This is a genomic window from Micromonospora haikouensis, assembly GCF_900091595.1.
In the GTDB taxonomy this organism is placed as follows: domain Bacteria; phylum Actinomycetota; class Actinomycetes; order Mycobacteriales; family Micromonosporaceae; genus Micromonospora; species Micromonospora haikouensis.
Genome location: NZ_FMCW01000005.1, coordinates 87400 through 110580, shown reverse-complemented (window position 1 = coordinate 110580; position 23181 = coordinate 87400). Strand labels below are relative to the sequence as shown.

The 23181-nt window shown below is 74.3% G+C and carries 19 protein-coding genes; 11 read left to right on the top strand and 8 right to left on the bottom strand.

The features are described 5' to 3' along the window. Positions 1 to 39: 39 nt before the first annotated feature. The 7 genes from GA0070558_RS06790 to GA0070558_RS06760 form a co-directional block, all read right to left on the bottom strand. Complete coding sequence (locus GA0070558_RS06790) at positions 40 to 1167, bottom strand: acetate/propionate family kinase (RefSeq protein WP_091276916.1); 1128 nt, start codon at positions 1165 to 1167, stop codon at positions 40 to 42. Next, a complete protein-coding gene (gene pta, locus GA0070558_RS06785) occupies positions 1164 to 3233 on the bottom strand; it encodes a phosphate acetyltransferase (protein WP_091276914.1) in 2070 nt (689 codons plus the stop codon). Before pta ends, GA0070558_RS06790 begins: the two co-directional genes overlap by 4 nt. Before the next feature lie 82 nt (positions 3234 to 3315). After that, the gene (locus tag GA0070558_RS06780; RefSeq protein ID WP_007072780.1) at positions 3316 to 3495 is read right to left on the bottom strand and encodes a DUF6104 family protein; all 180 of its coding nucleotides are present in this window, start codon (positions 3493 to 3495) and stop codon (positions 3316 to 3318) included. A gap of 116 nt (positions 3496 to 3611) precedes the next feature. Further along, the gene (locus tag GA0070558_RS06775; RefSeq protein ID WP_091276911.1) at positions 3612 to 7358 is read right to left on the bottom strand and encodes a multifunctional oxoglutarate decarboxylase/oxoglutarate dehydrogenase thiamine pyrophosphate-binding subunit/dihydrolipoyllysine-residue succinyltransferase subunit; all 3747 of its coding nucleotides are present in this window, start codon (positions 7356 to 7358) and stop codon (positions 3612 to 3614) included. 267 nt (positions 7359 to 7625) lie between these two features. Continuing rightward, positions 7626 to 8450 carry a DUF2705 family protein gene (locus GA0070558_RS06770; RefSeq protein ID WP_091276908.1) on the bottom strand — a complete coding sequence of 275 codons (825 nt, stop codon included), beginning with the start codon at positions 8448 to 8450 and terminating at the stop codon, positions 7626 to 7628. Beyond that, positions 8447 to 9388: an ABC transporter ATP-binding protein gene (locus GA0070558_RS06765; RefSeq protein WP_043965934.1), complete on the bottom strand. Its 942-nt coding sequence runs from the start codon at positions 9386 to 9388 to the stop codon at positions 8447 to 8449. Before GA0070558_RS06765 ends, GA0070558_RS06770 begins: the two co-directional genes overlap by 4 nt. 200 nt (positions 9389 to 9588) lie before the next feature. Next, complete coding sequence (locus tag GA0070558_RS06760; RefSeq protein WP_077938479.1) at positions 9589 to 10245, bottom strand: hypothetical protein; 657 nt, start codon at positions 10243 to 10245, stop codon at positions 9589 to 9591. A gap of 237 nt (positions 10246 to 10482) precedes the next feature. On the opposite strand from GA0070558_RS06760, the gene GA0070558_RS06755 reads away from it, so the two are divergent. The 8 genes from GA0070558_RS06755 to GA0070558_RS06720 all read left to right on the top strand — a co-directional run bounded on the left by GA0070558_RS06755 (position 10483) and on the right by GA0070558_RS06720 (position 19230). Then, complete coding sequence (locus tag GA0070558_RS06755; RefSeq protein WP_091277188.1) at positions 10483 to 11334, top strand: GNAT family N-acetyltransferase; 852 nt, start codon at positions 10483 to 10485, stop codon at positions 11332 to 11334. Then, complete coding sequence (locus tag GA0070558_RS06750; RefSeq protein ID WP_091276905.1) at positions 11331 to 12287, top strand: lysophospholipid acyltransferase family protein; 957 nt, start codon at positions 11331 to 11333, stop codon at positions 12285 to 12287. Before GA0070558_RS06755 ends, GA0070558_RS06750 begins: the two co-directional genes overlap by 4 nt. 103 nt (positions 12288 to 12390) lie before the next feature. Continuing rightward, on the top strand, positions 12391 to 13221 hold the full coding sequence (locus GA0070558_RS06745) for a DUF4097 family beta strand repeat-containing protein (protein WP_091276902.1): 831 nt from the start codon (positions 12391 to 12393) through the stop codon (positions 13219 to 13221). After that, positions 13218 to 13841: a PadR family transcriptional regulator gene (locus GA0070558_RS06740; protein ID WP_091276899.1), complete on the top strand. Its 624-nt coding sequence runs from the start codon at positions 13218 to 13220 to the stop codon at positions 13839 to 13841. Before GA0070558_RS06745 ends, GA0070558_RS06740 begins: the two co-directional genes overlap by 4 nt. Positions 13842 to 13926: 85 nt before the next feature. Further along, positions 13927 to 14628, top strand: a complete 702-nt coding sequence (locus GA0070558_RS06735; protein WP_043966583.1) for a response regulator transcription factor — start codon at positions 13927 to 13929, stop codon at positions 14626 to 14628. After that, positions 14625 to 16187 (top strand): sensor histidine kinase, encoded by a 1563-nt coding sequence (locus tag GA0070558_RS06730; RefSeq protein ID WP_077938483.1) that lies wholly within the window; start codon positions 14625 to 14627, stop codon positions 16185 to 16187. The genes GA0070558_RS06735 and GA0070558_RS06730 overlap by 4 nt, the downstream gene beginning before the upstream one ends. 62 nt (positions 16188 to 16249) lie before the next feature. Next, positions 16250 to 17863 carry a trypsin-like peptidase domain-containing protein gene (locus GA0070558_RS06725; protein ID WP_091276896.1) on the top strand — a complete coding sequence of 538 codons (1614 nt, stop codon included), beginning with the start codon at positions 16250 to 16252 and terminating at the stop codon, positions 17861 to 17863. Between the two features lie 308 nt (positions 17864 to 18171). Then, the gene (locus GA0070558_RS06720) at positions 18172 to 19230 is read left to right on the top strand and encodes a glycosyltransferase family 4 protein (RefSeq protein ID WP_091277187.1); all 1059 of its coding nucleotides are present in this window, start codon (positions 18172 to 18174) and stop codon (positions 19228 to 19230) included. 22 nt (positions 19231 to 19252) lie between these two features. Here GA0070558_RS06720 and GA0070558_RS06715 read toward each other — a convergent pair whose 3' ends face one another. Beyond that, entirely contained in the window at positions 19253 to 20803 is a 1551-nt protein-coding gene (locus GA0070558_RS06715; protein WP_091276894.1) for a serine/threonine-protein kinase, read from the bottom strand. Between the two features lie 153 nt (positions 20804 to 20956). Here GA0070558_RS06715 and GA0070558_RS06710 point away from each other — a divergent pair, with 153 nt between their 5' ends. Genes GA0070558_RS06710 through cutA form a run of 3 tightly spaced genes read left to right on the top strand, consistent with a single transcriptional unit; the run spans position 20957 to position 23145 of the window. Next, positions 20957 to 21790, top strand: a complete 834-nt coding sequence (locus tag GA0070558_RS06710; RefSeq protein ID WP_077938487.1) for a patatin-like phospholipase family protein — start codon at positions 20957 to 20959, stop codon at positions 21788 to 21790. Beyond that, positions 21790 to 22815, top strand: a complete 1026-nt coding sequence (locus tag GA0070558_RS06705; protein ID WP_091276891.1) for a 1-acyl-sn-glycerol-3-phosphate acyltransferase — start codon at positions 21790 to 21792, stop codon at positions 22813 to 22815. Before GA0070558_RS06710 ends, GA0070558_RS06705 begins: the two co-directional genes overlap by 1 nt. 9 nt (positions 22816 to 22824) lie before the next feature. Further along, positions 22825 to 23145 (top strand): divalent-cation tolerance protein CutA, encoded by a 321-nt coding sequence (cutA, locus tag GA0070558_RS06700; protein WP_074472721.1) that lies wholly within the window; start codon positions 22825 to 22827, stop codon positions 23143 to 23145. The last annotated feature ends 36 nt before the right edge of the window (positions 23146 to 23181 follow it).

Genomic DNA, 23181 nt, shown 5'->3' with positions numbered 1-23181 from the left:
GCCCGTGCTCGCGCTGAACTGAGGGCGCGCGCCGCCGGCTCAGCCCGTGGTCTCGGCCACGGCGCGGGCCTCGCGGGCGATCTCGCGTTCCTCGTCGGTGCCGACGACGCAGACGGCGACCTCCGCGCCCGCCGGGGAGATCACCCGGTCGCCGGTGCCGTCGTTGTGCGCCGGGTCGACGGCGATGCCGAGCCGCTCCAGGCCGGCCAGCGCGGCGGCCCGCACCGGCGCCGCGTGCTCGCCCACCCCGGCCGTGAAGGTGACCGCGTCCACCCGGCCGAGCAGCGCGTAGTACGCCCCGACATAGCCGGTGATCCGGCGGGTGTAGACGTCGAGGGCGAGCGCGGCGGCCGGGTCACCGGCGGCGCGGCGGGCCAGCACCTCGCGCATGTCGTTGACCCCGGCGAGGCCGAGCAGGCCGCTGCGGTGGTTGAGCAGGTCGTCGATCTCGTCGACGCCCATGCCGGCCTCGCGGCGCAGGTGGAAGACGATCGTCGGGTCGAGGTCGCCACTGCGGGTGCCCATCACGAGGCCCTCCAGCGGGGACATCCCCATCGAGGTGGCCACGCTGCGCCCGCCCTGCACCGCGCAGGCGCTCGCGCCGTTGCCCAGGTGCAGGGTGATCGTGTTCAGATCGTCGTACGGCCGGCCCAGCAGCTCGGCGGTGCGCCGGGAGACGTACGCGTGGGAGGTGCCGTGGAAGCCGTACCGGCGGATGTCGTACCGCCGGGCGGTGTCCCGGTCGATCGCGTAGGTGGCGGCGGCCTCGGGCAGGGTGTGGTGGAACGCGGTGTCGAAGACGGCGACCTGGGGCACCCCGGGCAGCGCCTCGCGGGCGACCCGGATGCCGGCCAGGTTGGCGGGGTTGTGCAGCGGGGCGAGCGGCACGAGTTCCTCGATCGCCGCGAACACGGCGTCGTCGATGAGCACCGGCTCGGTGAAGCGCCGCCCGCCGTGCACCACCCGGTGCCCCACGGCGGTCAGCCCGGCGAGCCTGTCCGGGCCGAGCCGGTCGAGGATCTCCCGGACGGCCGTCTCGTGGTCGGCCGGCCCGCCGCCGGGCTCGCCGACCCGCTCGACGGTGCCCTTCGCCAGGACCTCGTCGCCGTCGTAGAGCCGGTATTTCACCGACGACGAGCCGCAGTTGAGGACGAGCACCCGACTCATGACGACTCCCCGGCGGCGGCCTGGATGGCGGTGATGGCGACGGTGTTGACGATGTCGGGGACGGTCGCGCCCCGGGACAGGTCGTTGACGGGGCGGCGCAGGCCCTGCATGACCGGGCCGACGGCCACCGCACCGGCGGAGCGCTGCACCGCCTTGTACGTGTTGTTGCCCGTGTTGAGGTCGGGGAAGATGAACACGGTGGCCCGCCCGGCGACGGCGCTGTCGGGCAGCTTGGTGGCCGCGACGTGCGGGTCGATCGCGGCGTCGTACTGGATGGGGCCCTCGACCAGCAGCTCCGGCCGCCGCTCGCGCACGAGCCGGGTGGCGGCGGCGACCTTCTCCACGTCGGCCCCGGCCCCGGAGTCCCCGGTGGAGTAGGACAGCATCGCCACCCGGGGTTCGATGCCGAACCGGGCGGCGGTGTCGGCGGAGGAGATGGCGATGTCGGCGAGCTGGGCGGCGTCCGGGTCGGGGTTGACGGCGCAGTCGCCGTAGACGAGCACCCGGTCGGCGAGCAGCATGAAGAACACGCTGGAGGCCACCGACACCCCCGGCACCGTGCGGATGATCTCGAACGCGGGGCGGATGGTCGCGGCGGTGGTGTGGGTGGCCCCGGAGACCATCCCGTCGGCGTGCCCGGTGTGCACCATCATCGTGCCGAAGTAGTTGGGCTGCGCCACGATGTCGTGGGCCAGCTCGGCGGTCATGCCCCGGTGGGCGCGCAGCTTCGCGTACGCCTCGGCGAACTCGTCGCGCCACGGGCTGGTCGCCGGGTCGACGACGGCCGCCCCGGAGATGTCGACGCCCAGCTCCCGGGTGCGCCGGGCGATGTCGTCGGGGCGGCCGAGCAGGGTCAGGTCGGCCACGCCCCGGCGCAGCAGGATCTCCGCCGCGCGCAGGATCCGCTCCTCCGCGCCCTCGGGCAGCACGAGGCGGCGGCGGTTGGAGCGGGCGCGGTCGATCAGGTCGTACTCGAACATCAGCGGGGTGACCCGCGCGGAGCGGCTGACCCGCAGCCGGCGGGCGAGGTCGACGGTGTCGACGCAGTCCTCGAACGCGCCGAGCGCGGCCTCGACCTTGCGTGGGTGGGCCATGCTGGGCCGGCCCTCGATCCGGCTGGACGCGGCGACCGTGTCGTAGCTGTCGCTGCGCACCGAGAGCACCGCGAGCCCGGTGTTGAGCCCCTCGACCAGGCGCATCGCCCTCGGGTCGGGCCGCTCGCCGAGGGTGAGCACCAGCCCGGCCACGGAGACCTGGCCGGCGACGTGCGCGGCGCTGGCCGCCACCAGCAGGTCCGCCCGGTCGGCCGGGGTGATCACCAGCGCGCCCTCGGTGAGGTGGTCCAGCAGCGTCGGCACGTGCGCCGCGCCGACGACGTAGTCGAGCACGTCGCGGCCGAGCGCGGCGTCGTCGCCGGCCAGCAGGGTCGCGCCGAGCGCCGCCGCCACCTCGGCCACCGTCGGCGCCGACACGGCCGGCACCTCCGGGATCGCGTACGCGGGGACGGGCAGCTCGGGCAGCGTCATCGGCCCCGGCACCCGGTTGGCGATCACCGCCAGCACCGTCGCGCCGAGGTCCACCAGATCGTGGTACGCCCCGCGCGCCGCCGCCGCGATCGCCTCCGGCTGCTGCCCGAAGCCGTCGACGACGGGCACCACGACGCTGCCGAACTCGGTGGCCAGGCGGGCGTTGAACGCCAGCTCGCGGGGGCCCGCGCCGTCGCCGCCGTCGGCGAAGTCGCTGCCCACCACGACCACCGCGGGGCAGCGCCGTTCGACGTCGCGGTACCGCTCGACGATCCGGGAGATCAGCTCCTCCCGGCGGCCGTCGGCGACCAGCGCGCCCGCCTCGGCGTAGCTGCAGCCGTGCAGCTCGTCGACCGGGATCTCGATGCGGTAGCGCTCGCCGAGCAGGGCGAGGATCTGGTCGGGCCCCCGCCCGGGGACCAGCGGCCGGAATGCGCCGATCCGTTCGACCTGCCGGGAGAGCAGCTCGGCGAGGCCGAGCGCGATGGTCGACTTGCCCCCGCCGGAACCGACGCTGGTCAGATACACGCTCCGGGCCACGCCCCCACGCTACAAGATCGCGCCCAGGGCCGCCCGGGTCCTTGGACCCGGGCCGGCGGGGGCTGGCCACCCGTCGCCGAGGTCAGTCGTCGTCGGGGTCGTCCAACCGGGCCAGCCAGGTGGCGAAGCGCTCGATCGGCGTCTCGAACTCGGGGTTCAGGTCCACGAAGTCGCGCAGGCGCTCGCCCAGCCACTCCACGCTCACCTGCTCCTCGCCCCGCCGCTCGACCAGTTCCTCGATGCCACGGTCGGTGAAGTACATCGTGCGTCCTCATCGGTTGTGCCGGCCCGGGGCCGGGTCGTGCGGTCAGGGATGCGAGCGGGGCAGCGCCCGTCGTGGTGACGGTCGCTGCCCCGGCGCACGGCGGTGCGGTCAGGTCACGGGCGGGGCAGTGCCGCCTCGATCAGCGCGTTCTGCTCGACCTCGTGCATCTTCGCCGAGCCGACGGCCGGCGCGGCGGCGGCGGGGCGGGAGATGCGGCGCAGCCGGACCTCGCTGAGGTGCTCCAGCAGGTTGAGCGCGACGAAGCTCCACGCGCCCTGGTTGGCCGGCTCCTCCTGCACCCAGGCGAAGTCCTCGGCGTTCGGGTACTGCGCGAGGGCGGCCCGGATCTCCTCGACGGGCAGCGGGTAGAGCTGCTCCATCCGGACGATCGCGGTGTCGGTGACGCCGCGCTCCGCGCGAGCCTGGAACAGGTCGTAGTAGACCTTGCCCGAGCAGAGCAGCACCCGCTTCACCTGCTCGGCGGGCGGGGCGGCGGTGTCGGCCAGCACCGGGGCGAAGGTGCCCGTGGTGAAGTCCTCCACGCCCGACACGCAGAGCTTGTGCCGCAGCAGCGACTTCGGCGTGAACACCACCAGCGGCTTGCGCTTCGGCGACAGGGCCTGGCGGCGCAGCAGGTGGAAGTAGTTCGCCGGGGTGGTCGGGATGGCCACCCGCATGTTGTCCTCGGCGCAGAGCTGGAGGAACCGCTCCGGGCGACCGGACGTGTGGTCCGGGCCCTGGCCCTCGTGGCCGTGCGGCAGGAGCAGGGTGACGGCGGAGCGCTGGCCCCACTTCACCTCGCCGGAGGAGATGAACTCGTCGATCACCGACTGCGCGCCGTTGACGAAGTCGCCGAACTGGGCCTCCCAGCAGACCAGCGCGTTGACGTTCTCCACCGAGTAGCCGTACTCGAAGCCCATCGCCGCGTACTCCGACAGCAGGGAGTCGTGCACGAAGAACCGGGACCGCTCGCCGTCGGCGGTGAGCGACTTCAGCGGCAGGTAGTCGTCGCCGGTACGGGCGTCCACCACCGAGGCGTGCCGCTGCACGAACGTGCCCCGGCGGGAGTCCTGCCCGGCGAGCCGGACGGTGACCCCGTCGTGCAGCAGCGCGCCGAACGCGATGATCTCGCCGTACCCCCAGTCGATGTTGCCCTCGACGGACATCTTCGCCCGCCGGTCGAGCAACTGCTGGATCCGCTTGTGCGGGGTGAAGCCCTCCGGCAGGTGGGTGTGCGCCTCGCCGACGGCCTTGACGACCTCGGCCGTGGTGGCGGTCGCCACCTGCGGCTCCGGCTCCTCCTCGCGGCGCGGCCGGGCCGCCTGCTTCGGCGCGGAGGCGGCGTCGCGGGTGGCCTTGAAGACCCGCTCCAGCTGCGCCTGGTAGTCGCGCAGCAGCTCCTCCGCGTCCTCCACGGTGATGTCGCCCCGGCCGATCAGCTCCTCGGTGTAGAGCTTGCGGACCGACCGCTTCGAGTCGATGATCTTGTACATCTGCGGGTTGGACATCGACGGGTCGTCGCCCTCGTTGTGCCCGCGCCGGCGGTAGCAGACCATGTCGATCACGACGTCCTTGTTGAACGCCTGCCGGTACTCGAACGCCAGCCGGGCGACCCGGACCACGGCCTCGGGGTCGTCGCCGTTGACGTGCAGGATCGGGGCCTCGATCATCCGGGCCACGTCGGTGCTGTAGAGGCTGGACCGGGAGTGCTCGGGGGCGGTGGTGAAGCCCACCTGGTTGTTGACCACCACGTGCACCGTGCCGCCGGTGCGGTAGCCGCGCAGCTGCGACAGGTTGAGCGTCTCGGCGACCACGCCCTGGCCGGCGAAGGCGGCGTCACCGTGCACCGCCAGCGGCAGCACCGTGTAGCCCTCCAGCTTGAGGTCGATCCGGTCCTGCTTGGCCCGGACGATGCCCTCCAGCACCGGGTCGACGGCCTCCAGGTGCGACGGGTTGGCCACCACCGACACCTTGACGGCGTGCTCGCCGTCGGGGGTGGTGAACTTGCCGTTCTGGCCGAGGTGGTATTTCACGTCGCCCGAGCCCTGCGTCGAGCGCGGGTCGAGGTGCCCCTCGAACTCCGAGAAGATCTTCTCGTACGGCTTGCCGACGATGTTGGCCAGCACGTTGAGCCGGCCCCGGTGGGCCATGCCGATGACGACCTCGTCGAGCCCCGCCTCGGCGGAGGACTCCAGCACCTCGCCGAGCAGCGGGATCAGCGACTCGCCGCCCTCCAGCGAGAAGCGCTTCTGGCCCACGTACTTCGTCTGGAGGAAGGTCTCGAACGCCTCGGCGGCGTTGAGCCGGTTGAGCACGTGCTTCTGCTCGTCGGAGCTGGGCTTTTCGTACTTTCGCTCGATCCGCTCCTGGATCCAGCGCCGCTCCTCCGGGTCCTGGATGTGCATGTACTCCACGCCGACCCGCCGGCAGTAGGAGTCGCGCAGCACGCCGAGGATGTCGCGCAGCTTCATCCGCTGCTTGCCGGCGAAGCCGTTGACCGGGAAGACGCGGTCCAGGTCCCACAGGGTCAGCCCGTGCTGGAGGACGTCCAGGTCCGGGTGCTTGCGGATCTTGAATTCCAGCGGGTCGGTGTCGGCCATCAGGTGGCCGCGCACCCGGTACGCGTGGATCAGCTCGTGCACCCGCGCGGTCTTGTTGATCTGGCCCTCGGAGTTGACGGCCACGTCCTGCATCCAGCGCACCGGCTCGTACGGGATGCGCAGCGAGGTGAAGATCTGGTCGTAGAAGCCGTGCCCGCCGAGCAGCAGCTCGTGCATGACCTTGAGGAACTCGCCGGACTGCGCGCCCTGGATGATCCGGTGGTCGTACGTGCTGGTCAGCGTGATGATCTTGCTGACTGCCAGCTCGGCGAGGGTGGCCTCGCTCATGCCCTGGTAGGGCGCCGGGTACTCCATCGCGCCGACGCCGATGATGGCGCTCTGCCCCGTCATCAGGCGCGGGATCGAGTGCACCGTGCCGATGCCGCCCGGGTTGGTCAGCGAGATCGTGGTGCCCGAGTAGTCCTCCATGGTCAGCTCGTTGCGGCGGGCACGCCGGACCACGTCCTCGTACGCCTGCCAGAACTGCCGGAAGTCCATCGTCTCGCAGCCCTTGATGGACGGCACCACCAGGTTGCGGCTGCCGTCGGGCTTGGCCAGGTCGATCGCGATGCCCAGGTTGACGTGCTCGGGGCGGACCATCGCCGGCTTGCCGTCGACCTCGGCGAAGGAGTTGTTCATCTCCGGGTGCTCGACGAGCGCCCGGACCATCGCGTACCCGATCAGGTGGGTGAAGCTGACCTTGCCGCCGCGCCCCCGGGCGAGGTGGTTGTTGATCACGATGCGGTTGTCCACCAGCAGCTTGGCCGGGACGGCGCGCACGCTCGTCGCGGTCGGCACGCCCAGCGAGGCGTCCATGTTCTGGACGATCTTCGCGGCGACGCCGCGCAGCGGGGTGGTCTGCGGGCCGGACACCGTCGGCTTCGCCGCCGGGGCCTTGGCGGCCGGCTCGGCCTTCGCGGGCGCCGGCTTCGTGGCGGGCTTCGCCGCGGACGCGGCGGCCTTCGGCGCGGGGGCCTTCGCGGCGGCCGGCTCGGCCTGCGTCGCCGGCTGGGCGACGGTGGCGGCGGCCTCCTGCTGCCCGGCCGGCTCCGGCGCGGCCTTGGCGGCCTTGGCCGCCTGGCCGTCCGGGCGCGCCGTGGCGGCGCCCGGCGCGGGGCGGTAGTCGGCGAAGAAGTCGTGCCAGGCCGAATCGACGCTGCTCGGGTCGGCGAGGTAGCGCTGGTACATCTCCTCGACGAGCCACTCGTTAGGGCCGAAACCCGCCAGTGGGTTCTCCTGCGAAGTCTGCTGGGTCGACACGGCCGGTAATCGCCTCTTTCACGCGGGTTTGTGTGTCACGCGGTGTCCTCCGACGCCCCGATTGCGAGGGGCGGACGGGGGACGGCTCCCAGGCTACGCCGTACGAATACGCTAGGCATTTCCGGCTCGGGCGCGTGGTCGGTTTCACAGAAGATGACACAAGTTCGGTCAGCGCCGCGTGTCCCGTTGACTCCGGCCCGGAACCGCGCCGGCCCCGGGCGCGATCTGTGATCACGCTCCGGGGCCGGTCGCCGACTCCGCGAGGGGTCAGGAGATGTCCCGCCGCCGCATGGTGAGGGTGCCGATCACGCCGGTCACCACGGCGTACCCGATCAGCACCGCCGCGCCCGTCCAGCGCGGCGGGTTGCCCGGGATCTGCGTCCCGCTGACCATCAACGACGAGGCCAGCGAGGGCACCAGCACCTGGAGGTTGTTGATCCACTCGCCCCAGCGGGCGGCCAGGATGCTGATCGCGATGGCCGCGCCGATCGAGCCGCCCAGGTAGAGCAGGATGCCGGTGACCGTCGCGCCGATCTGGCTGCGGATCAGCACGCCGATGCCGACGCCCAGCACCGACCAGAGCAGGTACGCCAGCGCGTTGAGCGCCGTCGCCGTCCAGACCGCGCCGTTGCCGAGCTGGGAGCCGAGGTCGACGCTGTTGAGCACCAGCACGCCGAGCACCAGGTTGAGCCCGGTGGTGACCAGCCAGAACAGCATCGCCAGCACGGCCGCCGCGACCAGCTTCGCCGTCATCACCGCCGTGCGGTGCGGCACGGTGAGGAACGTGGTGGTCACCGTCTGGTGGAAGAACTCGCTGGTCACCACGATGATGCCGAGCAGCATCACGATGAGCAGCCCGAAGAACTGCCCGTTGGTGTAGATGTTGGCCGCGAGGCTGTCCACGGACTGCGCGGCCGTCACCTGGTCGGCCTGGTCGGCCGGCACGTCGCCGAAGTTGCCGCTGGCCAGCGCGTCGGTCTGCAGCCAGTTGATCAGCGCGGTGAGGGCCCACAGCGGCAGCGAGATGAGCCCGAAGACCCACCACGTGTTGGTGGTGCGGATCTTGAGCAGCTCGGATCGGACGAGGTTCATCGGATGCCCGCCTTTCCGGCCGTCAGCTCCAGGAAGACCCGTTCCAGGTCGGGTCGCTCCGGGGTCAGTTCGTGCAGCTCCACACCGGCGGCCAGCGCGGCCTTGCCGATGGCCGGGGCGTCCGCCCCGGTGACCAGCAGCACGCCGTGCTCGCCGGTCTCCACCGTCGCCGACTGCGCGCGCAGCGCCGCGACCAGCTCGTCGGCCTGCGGGGTGCGCACCCGCACCCGGCCGCCGCCCTGCGCCATCGAGCCGAGCACCTGCTCGACCGGCCCCTGCCGGACCAGCTTGCCGGCCGCGATGATCACCACGTCGTCGGCGAGCAGCTGCATCTCCGACAGCAGGTGGCTGGAGACCAGCACCGTGCGGCCCTCGTGGGCCAGCCCCTTGAGGAAGCCGCGCATCCACCGGATGCCCTCGGGGTCGAGCCCGTTCGCCGGCTCGTCGAGGATCAGCACCCGGGGGTCGCCGAGCATCGCGGCGGCGATGCCGAGGCGCTGCTTCATGCCCAGCGAGTAGCCCTTGAACTTGCGCTTCGCCGCCGGGGTGAGCCCGACCAGGGCCAGCGCCTCGTCGGCGCGCGACTTCGGCAGCCCGGCCGCCGCGCAGATCACCCGCAGGTGGTTGATCCCGGTGCGGCCCTTGTGCGCGCTGGACGCCTCCAGCACCGCGCCGACGTGGCGCAGCGGGTCGGTCAGGTCCGCGTACCGCTGGCCGCCGATGGTCGCCGTGCCGCCCGTCGGGGTGACCAGGTTCAGCAGCATGCGCAGCGTGGTGGTCTTACCGGCGCCGTTCGGGCCGAGGAAGCCGGTGACCCGCCCCGGTTCGACCGTGAACGACAGATTGTCGACCGCCCGGACGTTCTTGTACTGCTTCGTCAGGCCGGACACCACGATCTGACCGCTGCCGGTTGTGGGGCTTCGCTGCCCGTCAGACATCTTTCTCCTCCCGTGCACGGCGCGCGGAGCGCGCCGAGGTGTGCGGCGCCGTTGCTCCACGCGCCGTGGCACAGCCTGGCAAGGCCGCGCAACCAGGTCAATCAGGCGCGACACCTACCTCCGCCTCCACCTCAGGCAGGAGCCGGTCCTCCCCAGGGACGAGATCGTCCCGCCCGGGGTCCCGCCCCTCGCCCCGCCGGTCACGCCTCCGACAGGGCGATCCAGGCGGCCAGGGCCCGGCCCAGCAGCCGGCCGTCCGGGGCGTAGAGGCTGGTCCGGACCACCGCCTTGCGCCCCCACACGCCGTCGGCCACGCCCGTCACCACGCACTCGTCGCCCGGCGCCGGCAGCCCGTCCAGCACGGCGGTCATCCGGCCCAGCACGTACGGCCGGCCCGGGCCGATCACCGCCCAGCCGCCGGGGCAGTCCAGCGCCGCCCATACCGTAGCCGCGCCCACCTCGGCCGGTGCGGTGAACGGCGCGGCGGTCCGCCCGTCGGGCAGACGACCGGGGAAGATCCGCAGCCCGTCGGCCCGGCCGGGCCCGCAGACGAAGCAGCCGGGGAACGGGTGGTCCACCAGACCCGGGTACGCCGCCGAGGCGGCCCGTGCCGTGTCGAGGTCCACCGGGGGCACCGCCTCCGGCGCCTCGTCGACGCCGCGCACCTGGGCGATCAGCCGGCCGTCCGGGTCGTGCACCTCGCCGCCGCCGAGGGCCAGCGGGGTCTCCAGCGGCGGCGGCTGCCGCAACGTCACCTCGACGGCGCCGCCGAGCCCGGACGCGGCGGCGAAGACGCCGGCGCACCAGCCGCCGTTGCCCGACCCGGGCGGCCCGTTGTATCTCGCGGGGATGATCACGCGCACCTCCTCCGCGCAGCCTCGCACGCCCGGTTTGATGCAAGGAAGGGCCCCTTGTTAACGCCTGAGGTATAGAGGGGTCCCCTTCTCACCCCGCCGGGTGGCGGCCCGGCGAGCGACGTGCGCGGGTGCGCGGGGCGGGCCACCGACCCGGCTGGGGCAGTCCGCCCGGTGGCGTTCACCGGATCGACACCGGTCGTCCCCGCTCGCGGCATCCGGGGCACCTACACAGAGCTCATGGCTGTTCTGCCCGTCGCTGGCGTTCCCCTGACGACCAGCGGATACACCGTGTCGATCGCCGACGACCCCCGCCAGGTCGCGGCCGCGCAGCGCCTGCGCCACGAGGTGTTCGCCACCGAGCTCGGGGCCACCCTGCGCCCCGGCCCGGTCGGCTTGGACGCCGACGACCTCGACCCCTACTGCGACCACCTGATCGTCCGCGAGGAGCGCACCGGCGCGGTGGTCGGGACGTACCGGCTGCTGCCGCCCGGACGGACCCCGCGCCGGTACGCGGAGGCCGAGTTCGACCTCGCCCCGCTCGATCCGCTGCGGGACGTCCTGGTGGAGGCCGGCCGGTCCTGCGTCCACCCGGAGCACCGCTCCGGCGCGGTGATCAACCTGATGTGGACCGGCATCACCCGCTACCTGCACCTGCGCGGGTCGCGCTGGCTGGGCGGCTGCGCCTCCGTCGGAGTCGACGACGGCGGGCTGCTCGCCGCCGGCGTCTGGGAGCATGTCCGGGCCCGGCACCTGGCCCCGCCGCCGCTGCGGGTCCGGCCGCTGCGCCCCTGGCTGGCCGAGCCGCGAGCCGCCGACCAGCGGGCCACCGCCCCGCACGCCACCGCCCCGCACGCCACCGCCCCGCACGCCACCGCCCCGCACGCCACCGCCCCCGGCGACCCGCGCGCGGTCGGGCGGGTCGCGCTGCCGCCGCTGCTGCGCGGGTACCTGCGCCTGGGCGCCTGGGTGGCCGGCGAGCCGGCGTACGACCCGGACTTCCGGGTCGCCGACTTCTACGTGATCTTCTCGCTGGACCGGATGAGCCCCCGCTACCTGCGGCACTTCCTCGGGGACGGGGGCGAGCGGTGACCGCCCGCCACGACCTCTGGCGACCGGTCTCCGGCTGCGACGCGGGCTGCCTGCCCGGCCCGGGGGAGACCGCCGCCGTCCCGGTCGCCCGCCGGCTCGGGCGGCTGGCCGCCGTGCTCCTGATGCTGGCGGCCGGCGCGTTGCTGGCCGGGCTGCTGCCGGTGCTGCCGGCCCGGGAGCGGCGGGCCGCGCTGCGTGGCTGGGCCCGGGGCGCGACCCGGGCGTTCGGCGTGCGGCTGGTGGCCCGGGGCCGGCTGCCCCGGCGGCCGTCGCTCGTGGTGGCCAACCACGCCTCGTGGCTGGACGTGCTCGCGCTGCTGGCCGTGGCGCCGGCCCGGGTCCTGGCCAAGCGCGAGGTGCGCCGCTGGCCGCTGGTCGGGCCGCTGGCCGTCGCGGGGGGCACCCTCTTCGTGGACCGGGCGCGCCCCCGGGCGCTGCCCGCCGCCGTGCGCCGGGTCGCCGCCGTGCTGCGCGCCGGTCACCCGGTCGCGGTCTTTCCCGAGGGTACGACGTGGTGCGGCGCGGTCCTGGACTGCCGGCCGGGCGGCGGGTTCCGTCCTGCCGTGTTCCAGGCGGCGGTCGACGCGGGCGTGCCGGTCGTCCCGGTCCGGATCGGCTACCACCTCGCCGCTCCCGCCCCCGGCCTTTCCTCCGCTCGGGCCGGCGGGCCGACGACCGTCGGCGCCTTCCTCGGCACGGAGAGCCTCGGGCGGTCGGTCTGGCGGGTCCTCGGGGCCCGGGGGCTCACGGTGACGGTCACGGCCACCGCCGCGCTGCACCCGGGGCGGGACGCGGACCGGCGGCGGCTCGCCCGGGCCGCCGAGTCGGCGGTCCACCTCGTGCCGCCCCGGGCCGCCGCTCCGGCCGTCCCGCCCCGGGCCGCCGTCCCGAGGCTGCCGCTCGCGCCCGTGTCGCCCAGGGCCGCCGCCCCGGAGGTCGGCCTGGCGGCCTGACGTCCCTCCGACACGCGACAGTCTTGTTCAGTCGCGATGTATCGCGTTAGCCTTCCCCCGGAAGGAGCGCGCCGCCGGGGCGCGCCTGCCGGCGGGAGGATGCATGCCCAGATGGACCGTCGACCGCCCGCAGCGGCTCACCCTCGACGAGCCGGTCACCGCCCTGCACGTCCGGCTGGTGACCGGGCGGCTCAACGTCGTCGCCGCGGACGGCCCGGCCCGGGTGGACGTCACCCGGGTCAGCAGCCGACCCGTGATCGTCGAGCAGCGCGACGGGGTGCTGACCGTCCGGCACGAACGCCACCCGAGGACGCCCGGGCTGCTCTGGTGGCTCGGCCGGCTCGGTCGCCGCTTCCGGGCCGACGTCTCGATCGCCGTACCCGCCGACGTGCTGGCCGACCTCCGGCTGGTCGACGGCCCGCTGGTCGCCTCGGGCCTGCGCCGGGAGACGCGCGCCGACGTCACGTCGGGCCAGATCACCCTGATGGGCGTGCGGGGACGCACCGCCGCGAAGATCGTCTCCGGGCCGGTGGAGGCCCTGGGGGTGGCCGGGGACCTGAGCCTGGAGACCGTCTCCGGGGAGGTGGTCCTCGCCGACAGCACCGCCGGCACGGTGCGCGCGCACACCGTCTCCGGCGAGATCACCTGTGACCTGGACAATCTGCCCGGCGGCGAGATCCAGCTGAGCACGATCTCCGGCGCCATCACCGTCCGGGTCCGCGAGGACAGCGACCTCGCCGTCCGCCTGCACACCACCGCCGGCCGGATCACCAGCGGGTTTCCCCAGGTGCGCGGCGGGGGTGGCCTCGGCGGCGTACGGGACAGCGCGGGGGTCCTCGGCACCGGCGCGGGTAGGCTCTGGGCGTCCGCGACCTCCGGCAGCATCGCGCTGCTCGCCCGTCCGGTCGACGACGACGCCGAGGAGCTGCCGTGACCACCGTGTTCAGCCACGGGCGGCTCCGGCTCTACCTGCTCAAACTCCTCGACGACGGCCCCAAACACGGCTACGAGCTGATCCGTCTGCTGGAGGACCGCTTCCTCGGCCTGTACGCGCCGAGCGCCGGCACGATCTACCCCCGGCTCCAGCGGCTGGAGGCCGAGGGACGGGTGACCCACGCCGCCGCCGGTGGCCGCAAGGTCTACGAGATCACCGAGGCGGGCCGGGCCGAGCTGCGCCAGCGGGCCGGCGAGCTGGCCACCCTGGAGTCCGACATCAGCTCCTCGGTGGCGGACCTGTCCGCCCTGGCCGGCGAGATCCGTTCCGAGGTACGCGGCTCGGTGCGCGACCTCAAGCGGGAGCTGCGCGAGGCGACCCGGCGGACGCGGCAGTCCCGGCGTACCCCGTGGGAGGCCGCGCCGCCCCCGGGCCCGGCGCGGTCCGCCGCCCCCACCGGCTCCTCGCCGCTGCTGGCCGAGCTGGACGACCGGTTGGCCACGTTCACCGTCGAGGTCGACGCGTTGACGCGGGACGGTCGGCTCGACGACGTCCAGCTCCGCGCGGCGATCCGGGTCCTCGACGGCGCCCTGGACGGGCTGCGCCGGCTGCTCCGCTAGGCGGGCGACGAGCCGCTCCGAGTTCTCAGGGAGTTTCCAGCAACCGCCCAGCGCCGACGCAGCGAGGTCACGGATGATGGTCGGCATGGCCGCTACCCAGACCGAGGCGCGACTGCTCGTCGTCGAGGACGATCCCAACATCCTCGAACTGCTCTCCGCGAGCCTCCGCTTCGCCGGCTTCGACGTGGCCACCGCGACCAGCGGGAGCGCCGCGCTGCACGCCGCGAAGGACCACCGCCCCGACCTGGTGGTCCTCGACGTGATGCTCCCCGACCTCGACGGCTTCGAGGTCATCCGGATGCTCCGCGAGGGCGGCACCCGCACCCCGGTGGTCTTCCTGACGGCCCGGGACGCGACCGACGACAAGATCCGCGGGTTGACCCTGGGCGGCGACGACTACGTCACCAAGCCGTTCAGCCTGGAGGAGCTCACGGCCCGCATCCGCGCCGTGCTGCGCCGCACGGCCAGCGGCGACCAGACGCCGTCCCGCCTCACCTTCGCCGACCTGGAGCTGGACGAGGAGACCCACGAGGTGCACCGGGCCGGGCAGCGCGTGCAGCTCTCGCCCACCGAGTTCAAGCTGCTGCGCTACCTGATGCTCAACGCCAACCGGGTGCTGTCCAAGGCGCAGATCCTCGACCACGTCTGGAACTACGACTTCCGGGGCGACGACAACATCGTCGAGTCCTACATCTCCTACCTGCGGCGCAAGGTCGACAACACCCAGCCCCGGCTGATCCACACCCTGCGCGGAGTGGGATACGTGCTGCGCAAGCCGGCGGCGTGAACGCCGTCGCGCTGGCGAAGGGGCGGCTGCGGAGCGTACCGCTGCGGGTGAAGCTGGTGGCGGCGGTGCTGACGCTGGTCGCCGCGGCCCTGCTGGTGATCAGCTCCCTGACCACCTATTTCCTGCGCAACTACCTGGTCGCCCAGGTCGACGTCGAGCTGCGGGCCTCGGTCAACAACCTCGAGACGTACGTGAAGACCTCGCCCAACGGCAGTCCCGTCGTGCCCACCGACTACCTGCTGGTCGCCATGGACGTGAACACCGGCCGGGTCCGTGGCTACGAGTACGACGAGTTCCGGTTCCGGGTCGACGACCTGCCGGCCTGGCCGAACACGGCGGAGGGCTTCGCGGCCCTGGCCGACAAGGGCCCCCGGACGGTGCCGGCCCGGGACAGCGCGATGCGCTGGCGGATCCTCTACACCGAGCTGCCGACCGGGCAGATGGTGGCCATCGCGCAGAACCTCACCGACGTCGACCTGGCGGTCAAGCGGCTGGTCTGGATAGACCTCCTGGTCGGCGGGGCGGTGCTGATCCTCCTGGCGTCGATCGGCGCGGCGATCGTGCGGACCAGCCTCAAGCCGCTGGTGGAGATCGAACGCACCGCCGCCGCCATCGCCGGCGGCGACCTGACCCGGCGGGTGCCCGACCCGGAGGACGGCGAGCCCTGCCCGACCTCCGAGCTGGGGCGGCTGTCCCGGGCGCTGAACACGATGTTGGCCCAGATCGAGGCCGCCTTCACCGCCCGCGCCGCCTCGGAGATCGCCGCCCGGTCGGCCGAGGCCGGCGCGCGGGACGCGGCCGCCGCCGCGCAGGCGTCCGAGGCGCGGGCCCGCCGCTCGGAGGAGCGGATGCGGCAGTTCGTCGCGGACGCCTCGCACGAGCTGCGTACCCCGCTGACCACCATCCGGGGCTTCGCCGAGCTGTACCGGCAGGGCGCGGCGCGGGCCCCGGAGGAGACCGCCGGCCTGCTGCGCCGCATCGAGGACGAGGCCGCCCGGATGGGGCTGCTGGTGGAGGACCTGCTGCTGCTCGCCCGGCTGGACCGGGAGCGGCCCCTCGCGCTCGGCCCGGTGGAACTGCCGCTGCTGGCCGGCGACGCCGTGCAGGCCGCCCGGGTGGTGGCCCCGGACCGGCGCATCGAGCTGGAGATCGAGCCGGGCTCCGGGCCGCTTGTGGTGCTCGGCGACGACGCCCGGCTGCGGCAGGTGATCGGCAACCTGATGACGAACGCGCTCACCCACACCCCGCCGGACGCCTCGGTGACCCTGCGGCTGCGTACCGAGGCGGGGAACCTGGCGGTGATGGAGGTGGCCGACACCGGCCCCGGGCTCTCCCCGGAGCAGGCCGAGCGGGTGTTCGAGCGGTTCTACCGGGCCGACGCCGCCCGCACCCGGCGGGCCGGCGGGATGACCAGCACCGGGCTGGGGCTGGCCATCGTGGCGGCGCTGGTCGCCGCGCACCACGGCACCGTCGAGGTCGGCGAGACACCGGGCGGGGGAGCGACCTTCCGGGTCCGGGTGCCCCTGCTTCCCGACAGCGGGGACGACCCGGGCGAGTGACTTTCAGGGAACTTCCAGGCGGGTTCCAGGCTGGTCGCAGTGGCATGGGAGAAGGTGGATACATGACCGAGTACGAGACCGACCCGCAGCGGCGACCGGCGCCCTCCGACGCCGAGCCGTCGCACCCCACCGCCGAGCTGTCCCGCGTCGAGACCGGGCAGTCCGACTCCCCGGCCGTCGAGCCCGCCGCTCCGGCCGCGCCGACCGCGCCCGCCGCCCACCCCACCTACCCCGGCCCCGCCGCGCCGGCCGCCGGGCAGCACACCCCCGCCGCCCCCGTCTCCGGGCCCGTCGCCCCTGCCCCCGTCTCTGGGCCCGTCGCCCCGGGTTCCGGCCCGCAGCCGTACGCCGGCCCGGCCACCCCGTCCGCGCCGCCGTACCCGGTGTCGGGGCAGCCGCAGCCGGCCGGGCCGTACCCGAACAGCCCCTGGCAGCCCCAGCACGCCGGGCAGCACTCCGCCGGGCAGCACTCCGCCGGGCAGCACTCCGGCTGGGCCGCGGGGGGCCAGCACGGTCCGGCGGCCCCCGGGTACGCCCCGCACGCCGGTGGTCCCGCGTACCCGGGCGGCCCGGTGCCGCCGCAGCACCCCGGCCAGCCGGTGCCGGCGTGGGCACAGGCCCCGAAGCCGAGCCGCGTGGCCAAGCTGGCCGGCGCCGGGGTGGCGGTGTTCGCGCTGATGCTCGGCTCCGGCGTGGCCGGCGGCGCGCTCGCGCTCGCCATCGACGGCAACTCGGGCGGGATCACCCGCACCTACTCGGCCGCGCCGGTGCTCAACAGCGCCGACCTGCCGAAGATCGCCGCGTCCGTGCAGGACAGCGTGGTCTCGATCAGCACCGGCAGCGGCGAGGGCTCCGGGGTCATCCTCTCCGAGGACGGCTACGTGCTGACCAACAACCACGTGGTCGCCTCCGCGTCGGGCAAGACCGTCAAGGTGGTCTTCGCCGACGGCAAGTCCGCCGACGCCGAGATCGTCGGCACCGACCCGAAGACCGACCTGGCCGTGGTGAAGGCCAGCGGGGTCAGCGGGCTGAAGGCCGCCACGTTCGGCGACAGCGACGCGATGCAGGTCGGCGACCAGGTGCTCGCCCTGGGCAGCCCGCTCGGCCTGCAGGGCTCGGTCACCTCGGGCATCATCAGCGCCCGGGACCGCACCATCCAGGCCGGCGACAGCCAGCAGCAGCAGGACCCGCGCCAGGGGGTCAGCTCGATCGCCGGGCTGCTCCAGACCGACGCCCCGATCAACCCGGGCAACTCCGGCGGCGCGTTGGTCAACACCCGGGGCGAGGTGATCGGCATCAACACCGCCATCGCCACCTCCGGGCAGAGCACCGGCAACATCGGCGTCGGCTTCGCCATCCCGAGCAACAAGGCCAAGGACGTGGCCGGCAAGCTCCAGCGCGGCGAGAAGGTCAGCCACCCCTCGCTCGGGGTGAGCGTGAGCCCGGCCGAGAACGGCGGCGCGGTGGTCGCGTCCGTCACCCCCGGCAGCGCCGCCGAGAAGGCCGGCATCCAGCGGGGCGACGTGATCACCAAGTTCGGGGACACCGTGATCAACGACTCCGACGACCTGGTGGGCGCGGTCCAGGCCCGCAAGGTCGGCGACCGGGTCGAGGTGCAGTACCAGCGAAACGGATCGGCGGCGACGGGAACCGTGACGCTCACCGAAACGTCGTAACGACAGCAGACCTACCTCCTCCCGAAGGGCGGTGGGTGGCGGAGCCAAGGGGGTTGGCTTCGTCACCCACCGCCCTTCCCCCTTCCCGGCCCCCGGAGCCGTCGCGGGCGCATGCCGTTCACCCGGACCGGGTGAGCCGCGCTCACCCCCCGGCCGTCCGGCCCCGCCGGTGCCGGGCCCGTTCCGTTTGGCCCGACCGGGGCCGGGAAAGCGCCGCAGATCACGCGCACTGGGACCACCGGGGAGGACTCGTGGCCGTGAACCACCTGCCGCTCGACCGCTCGGAGGAACGGCCGCTGCGGATCGCCATGGTGGTCCCGCCGTGGCTGACCGTGCCGCCGCCCGGCTACGGCGGCCTGGAACAGGTCGTCGCCGGCCTGGTGGACGCGCTGGTCGACCGGGGGCACGCGGTGACCGTCTTCGGGGCGGGCCGGCGGCACGGCACCCGGGCCGACTACGTCGCCACCTGCGACGACCTCCAGTACGACCGGCTCGGCGAGTCCCTGCCCGAGCTGGCCCACCTGGCGCACGTCGGCCACCTCGTCTCCCCGGCCGACTTCGACGTCGTGCACGACCACACCACGATCGGTCCGCTGGTCGCCGGCCGCCGGGCGGTGCCCACGGTGGCCACCGTGCACGGCAACCCCGTCGGCGAGTACGGCACCGTGCTCAGCGACACCGACCGGGGGGTCGGCCTGGTCGCCATCTCGCACACCCAGCGGCGGCTGAACCCGGGGCTGCCGTGGGTCGGCACCGTGCACAACGCGCTCGACGTCGCCGACGTGCCGCACAAGACCGCGCCGGGGCGTGGCCCGGTGCTCTGGCTGGCCCGGTTCAGCCCCGACAAGGGCCCGGACGTGGCGATCGGGGCCTGCCGGGCGGCGGGCCTGCCGCTGGTCCTCGCCGGCAAGTGCAACGAGCCCGCCGAGCGTCGCTACTACGAGCAGGTGGTGGAGCCGATGCTCGACGACGACGTGACCGTGGTGCTCAACGCCGACCGGGAGGCCGCGCTGCGGATGCTCGTCGACGCCCGCTGCCTGATCATGCCGATCCAGTGGGAGGAGCCGTTCGGGATGGTCATCCTGGAGGCGATGGCGACGGGCACGCCGGTGGTGGCGCTGCGCCGGGGGGCCGTGCCGGAGCTGGTCCGCCCCGGCATCACCGGGCTGGTCTGCGACCGCCCCGACGACCTTTCCGATGCGCTGCGGGAGGCCGACCGGCTGGACCCGGCCGACTGCGTGGCGCACGTCGCGGAGAACTTCTCCACGACCCGGATGGCGCAGGGCTACGAGGCGGTCTACCGCGACTTCCTGCACGGGCTCGCGCCCGCCCCGCCGAGCCGGCCGATCCCGGTGCCGGCCCGCTGACGCCCGCGCGGGCGGGTGCCGGTCACAGCCGGGCCGCCCCGAGCCGCTGGAAGGCGGTGTCGAGCTGGCGGGCGTACGCGGGGGTGATGCTGCCCTCGCGCTGCCGTTCGGCGACCTTGTCGCGGGCCCGCTGCACCGCGGCGGCCAGGTCGCCCGCGCTGTTGGCCTCGACGGCGTGGCCGAGCAGGTTGCGGATGTCGGTGCCGACGTCGACCCGGATCCCGCCGTCGGCCACTCCCGTGTCGATGAGCTGCCGGATCTCGGTGGCCATCTCGGTCACGCTGCCGCCGGACGGGGCGGGCGGCGTGGTCGTCGCCGCGGCCGAGGGGGTGGGCCGGGGCCGGGCGGGCGGCCGGGTCGTGGTCGGCGGCGCGCTCGGCGACCGGGTCGGCGCCGCTCCCAACGACTCCCCGGCCGGCGACTCGGTCGGCAGGGCGCGGGGCGGCGGGTCGGGCTGCTCGTCGAGCCTGGGCCACAGCAGCACCCCCGCGGCGGCCACCGCGGCCCCCGCCGCCACCACGGGCACCGCCCAGCGGCGGCGGGACCGGCCCGGCGACCCGGCGGGCTGCGGGGGCGTCGCGGGGCCGGGCGTGTCCCCGGGCGGCGGGGCCGGGGCCGCGCCGGGCGCGCCCCCCGGCGGGGGAGGCGGTGCCGGGGCGGGCGGACCGGCCGGGACCGGCGGGGCGACGATCGACGGCAGGGTCATCGTCGGGGCGAGCATGGTGGCGGCCTGCGGGTCGGCCGGCAGGAGCTGGTCGCGCAGCGCGAGGGCCACCTGGTGCGCGGTGGGGCGGTCCCGTGGCTGCCGGGACAGGCAGCGCAGGCAGATCCGGACCACCTCGGACGGCAGGCCCGGCACCTCCAGCGGCGGGGGTTCGTCGCCGCTCTCCAGCGCCGCGCCCAGCTGCTCCCAGGTGTCCGCCGGGTAGGGCACCTGCCCGGTCAGGGTCTCGTAGAGCAGCACGCCGAGCGAGTAGATGTCGGTGGCCGGCTGCGCCGGGGCCCCGTCCAGCCGCTCCGGCGCGACGTACGCGGGCGTGCCGAAGGTGCCGCCGTCCTCGTCCTCGTCCGGGGCGCCGACGTGGGTGGCGATGCCGAAGTCGAGGACCTTCGCGCCGACCGGGGTCATCATCACGTTGGCCGGGGTGATGTCCCGGTGCACGATGCCGAGCCGGTGCGCGGCGGCGAGCGCCTCCGCCACCTGGGCGCCGATCTCCACCGCCTCCGGCCAGGGCAGCGGGCCCTCGGTCAGCCGGTATTCCAGCTCCTCCCCGGCGAGCAGCTCCATCACCACGAACGAGGTGATGCTGCCGTCCGGGGCGAGCGTCTCGCCGTAGTCGTGCACCGCCGTCACGTGCGGGTGGACGAGCTGCGCGGCGGAGCGGGCCTCCTCGCGGACCATGTCGCGGAACCGGGCGTCCGCCGCGAGCGAGGGGGCGAGCACCTTCAGGGCGACCGTACGGTCGAGAACCTCGTCGCGGGCCCGCCAGATGACCGACATGCCACCTGCGCCGATCTGGTCGATGAGTCGGTACCTGCGGGCCAGCAGCCTGCCGGCGTGCAGTGTTGCCATGACGGATCGCACCTGCCTGAGGTCGGGGCGGTATCAGGTTGCGCGAATGTGTCCGGCATGTCAACGCCCGTCCGGTCTCACCCGACCGACGCCTGGACGGCCGCGCCCGGGCACCGGACGGCCGGCGTGACCACGCGTGCCAGGATGAACGGCATGGTCAGCGGTCCGGTGGCGTTCGTGCTCGGCGGCGGGGGAGTCCTCGGCGCGGTCGAGGTGGGCATGCTGCGCGCCCTGTTCCGCGCCGACGTCCGCCCCGACCTGGTGCTCGGCACCTCGATCGGCGCGGTCAACGGCGCGCTCGTCGCGGCCGATCCGACCGAGGCGGTCACCGACCGGCTGGTCCGGCTCTGGGCGTCCCCCGAGGCCAGCGAGGTGTACGGCGACTCCGTCGCCCGGCAGCTGCGCCGCTTCGCCGCCCGCACCCACCTGCACTCGCCTCGGCCGCTGCGCCGGCTGCTGGAGGCCGAGCTGGGTGAGGAGACCACCTTCGCCGACCTGCAGGTGCCGTTCCGCTGCTGCGCGGCGCACATCGAGCGGGCCGCCGAGCACTGGTTCGACGCCGGCCCGTTGGTGCCGGCGGTGCTCGCCTCCGCCTCGGTGCCGGGGCTGCTGCCGCCGACCGAGATCGACGGGCAGCACTTCATCGACGGCGGGATCGTCAACTCCATCCCGATCGGCGCGGCGGTCGAGGCCGGGGCGCGGGAGATCTTCGTACTCCAGGTGGGCCGCATCGAGCGGGAGCTGACGCCGCCCCGACGGCCCTGGGAGATCGCCCAGGTCGCGTTCGAGATCGCCCGCCGGCACCGGTTCTCCCGGGAGATGGCGGCGCTGCCCGACGGGGTGCGGGTGCACGTGCTGCCCACCGGGGGGCCGGGCCCGCGCGAGGACAGCCCGTGGGCCTACCGGGACATGGCTGCGGTGGGGCGGCGGATCAGCCGCGCGTACACGGCCTCCCGCCGCTACCTGGCGACCCACCTGGACCGCTGATGCCGCTGCCGCCCCGATGGGTCCGCCGGTTGCTGCTGGCGCCCGGTGTGGTGCTGCTCGCCGTGGCCGTGGTGACCACGCTGCCGGTCTGGGCGTTCGCCGCCCTGGCGCTGTCCCCGCTGGTCCCCGGCCGGCTGCGACCGCTGCGCCTGCTCTGGATCGGCTGCGTCTACCTGGTCTGGGACGCGGCGGCGCTGCTGGCCCTGTTCGTGCTCTGGCTGGCCTCCGGCTTCGGGGTGTGGAAGCGGACGCCACCGTTCCAGCGGGCCCACTACGTGCTCGCCGGCCACTTCCTCCAGGTGTTCTTCTGGCAGGCCCGGTGGACGCTGCGGCTGCGCATCGACGTGGTCGGCACCGGCCCCGACACGGCGCTGCCCGGCCGCCCGGAGCTGGTGCTCTGCCGGCACGCCGGGCCGGGCGACTCGTTCATCCTGATCCACGCGCTGGTCAACTGGTTCCACCGGGAGCCCCGGATCGTGCTCAAGGACAGCCTCCAGTGGGACCCGGCGATCGACGTGCTGCTCAACCGCCTGCCCAACCGGTTCCTCGCCCCGGCGGCCGACCGGCGGGGGTCGGTGAGCGAGCAGATCGGCCACCTGGCGACCGGCCTGGACGACGACGACGCCTTCGTGATCTTCCCCGAGGGGGGCAACTTCACCCCGCGCCGCCGGCTGCGCGCCATCGCCCGGCTGCGGTCGCGCGGCCTGGAGCGGATGGCGCTGCGGGCGGAACGGATGCGGCACGTGCTCGCCCCGCAGCCGGGCGGGCTGCTCGCCGCGCTGGACGCCGCCCCCGACGCCGGGGTGATCTTCGTGGCGCACACCGGTCTCGACCGGATGCTCACCGTCGCCGACGTGTGGCGGGAACTGCCGATGGACAAGCGGATCATCATGCGGTTCTGGTCGGTGCCCCCGGAGGAGATCCCCGCCGGCCGGCAGGAGCGCATCGAGTGGCTGTTCGACTGGTGGTCACGCATCGACGAATGGATCGCGGCGCACCACGACGGGGGCGTCGACGGCGCGTAGGGTGCGCTGGTGGAGCAGATCAGCGTGGTGACGACCGTGGTGGACAGCCGCTCGGTCGCGGACGTGCTCGCGGCGGCCGCGGTCGCCGGTCGGCTGGCCGCCTGCGCGCAGGTGGGCGGCCAGGTGGACAGCACCTACTGGTGGCGGTCCGCGGTGGAGACGACCACCGAGTGGTCGGTGCTGTTCAAGACCGCCCCGGACCGGGTTCCGGCGCTGGTCGACCACATCCGCCTCAGCCATCCGTACGAAGTTCCGGAGGTGCTGGTGACCCGGGTGGACAGCGGCAACCCCGACTACACGGCCTGGGTGCACGAGCAGACCCGGCCCTGAGTACGCGCACTCTGGGTGGGGCTTGACCAGGGCACC

What these genes read in the sequence shown, in the direction of transcription:
- GA0070558_RS06745 (WP_091276902.1), top strand. Translation starts at nt 12,391, where the DNA reads ATGCCCAGATGGACCGTCGACCGCCCGCAGCGGCTCACCCTCGACGAG.
- GA0070558_RS06755 (WP_091277188.1), top strand. Translation starts at nt 10,483, where the DNA reads ATGGCTGTTCTGCCCGTCGCTGGCGTTCCCCTGACGACCAGCGGATAC.
- GA0070558_RS06735 (WP_043966583.1), top strand. Translation starts at nt 13,927, where the DNA reads ATGGCCGCTACCCAGACCGAGGCGCGACTGCTCGTCGTCGAGGACGAT.
- GA0070558_RS06790 (WP_091276916.1), bottom strand. Translation starts at nt 1,167, where the DNA reads ATGAGTCGGGTGCTCGTCCTCAACTGCGGCTCGTCGTCGGTGAAATAC.
- GA0070558_RS06715 (WP_091276894.1), bottom strand. Translation starts at nt 20,803, where the DNA reads ATGGCAACACTGCACGCCGGCAGGCTGCTGGCCCGCAGGTACCGACTC.
- GA0070558_RS06720 (WP_091277187.1), top strand. Translation starts at nt 18,172, where the DNA reads ATGGTGGTCCCGCCGTGGCTGACCGTGCCGCCGCCCGGCTACGGCGGC.
- GA0070558_RS06780 (WP_007072780.1), bottom strand. Translation starts at nt 3,495, where the DNA reads ATGTACTTCACCGACCGTGGCATCGAGGAACTGGTCGAGCGGCGGGGC.
- GA0070558_RS06710 (WP_077938487.1), top strand. Translation starts at nt 20,957, where the DNA reads ATGGTCAGCGGTCCGGTGGCGTTCGTGCTCGGCGGCGGGGGAGTCCTC.
- GA0070558_RS06770 (WP_091276908.1), bottom strand. Translation starts at nt 8,450, where the DNA reads ATGAACCTCGTCCGATCCGAGCTGCTCAAGATCCGCACCACCAACACG.
- GA0070558_RS06725 (WP_091276896.1), top strand. Translation starts at nt 16,250, where the DNA reads ATGACCGAGTACGAGACCGACCCGCAGCGGCGACCGGCGCCCTCCGAC.
- GA0070558_RS06765 (WP_043965934.1), bottom strand. Translation starts at nt 9,388, where the DNA reads ATGTCTGACGGGCAGCGAAGCCCCACAACCGGCAGCGGTCAGATCGTG.
- GA0070558_RS06705 (WP_091276891.1), top strand. Translation starts at nt 21,790, where the DNA reads ATGCCGCTGCCGCCCCGATGGGTCCGCCGGTTGCTGCTGGCGCCCGGT.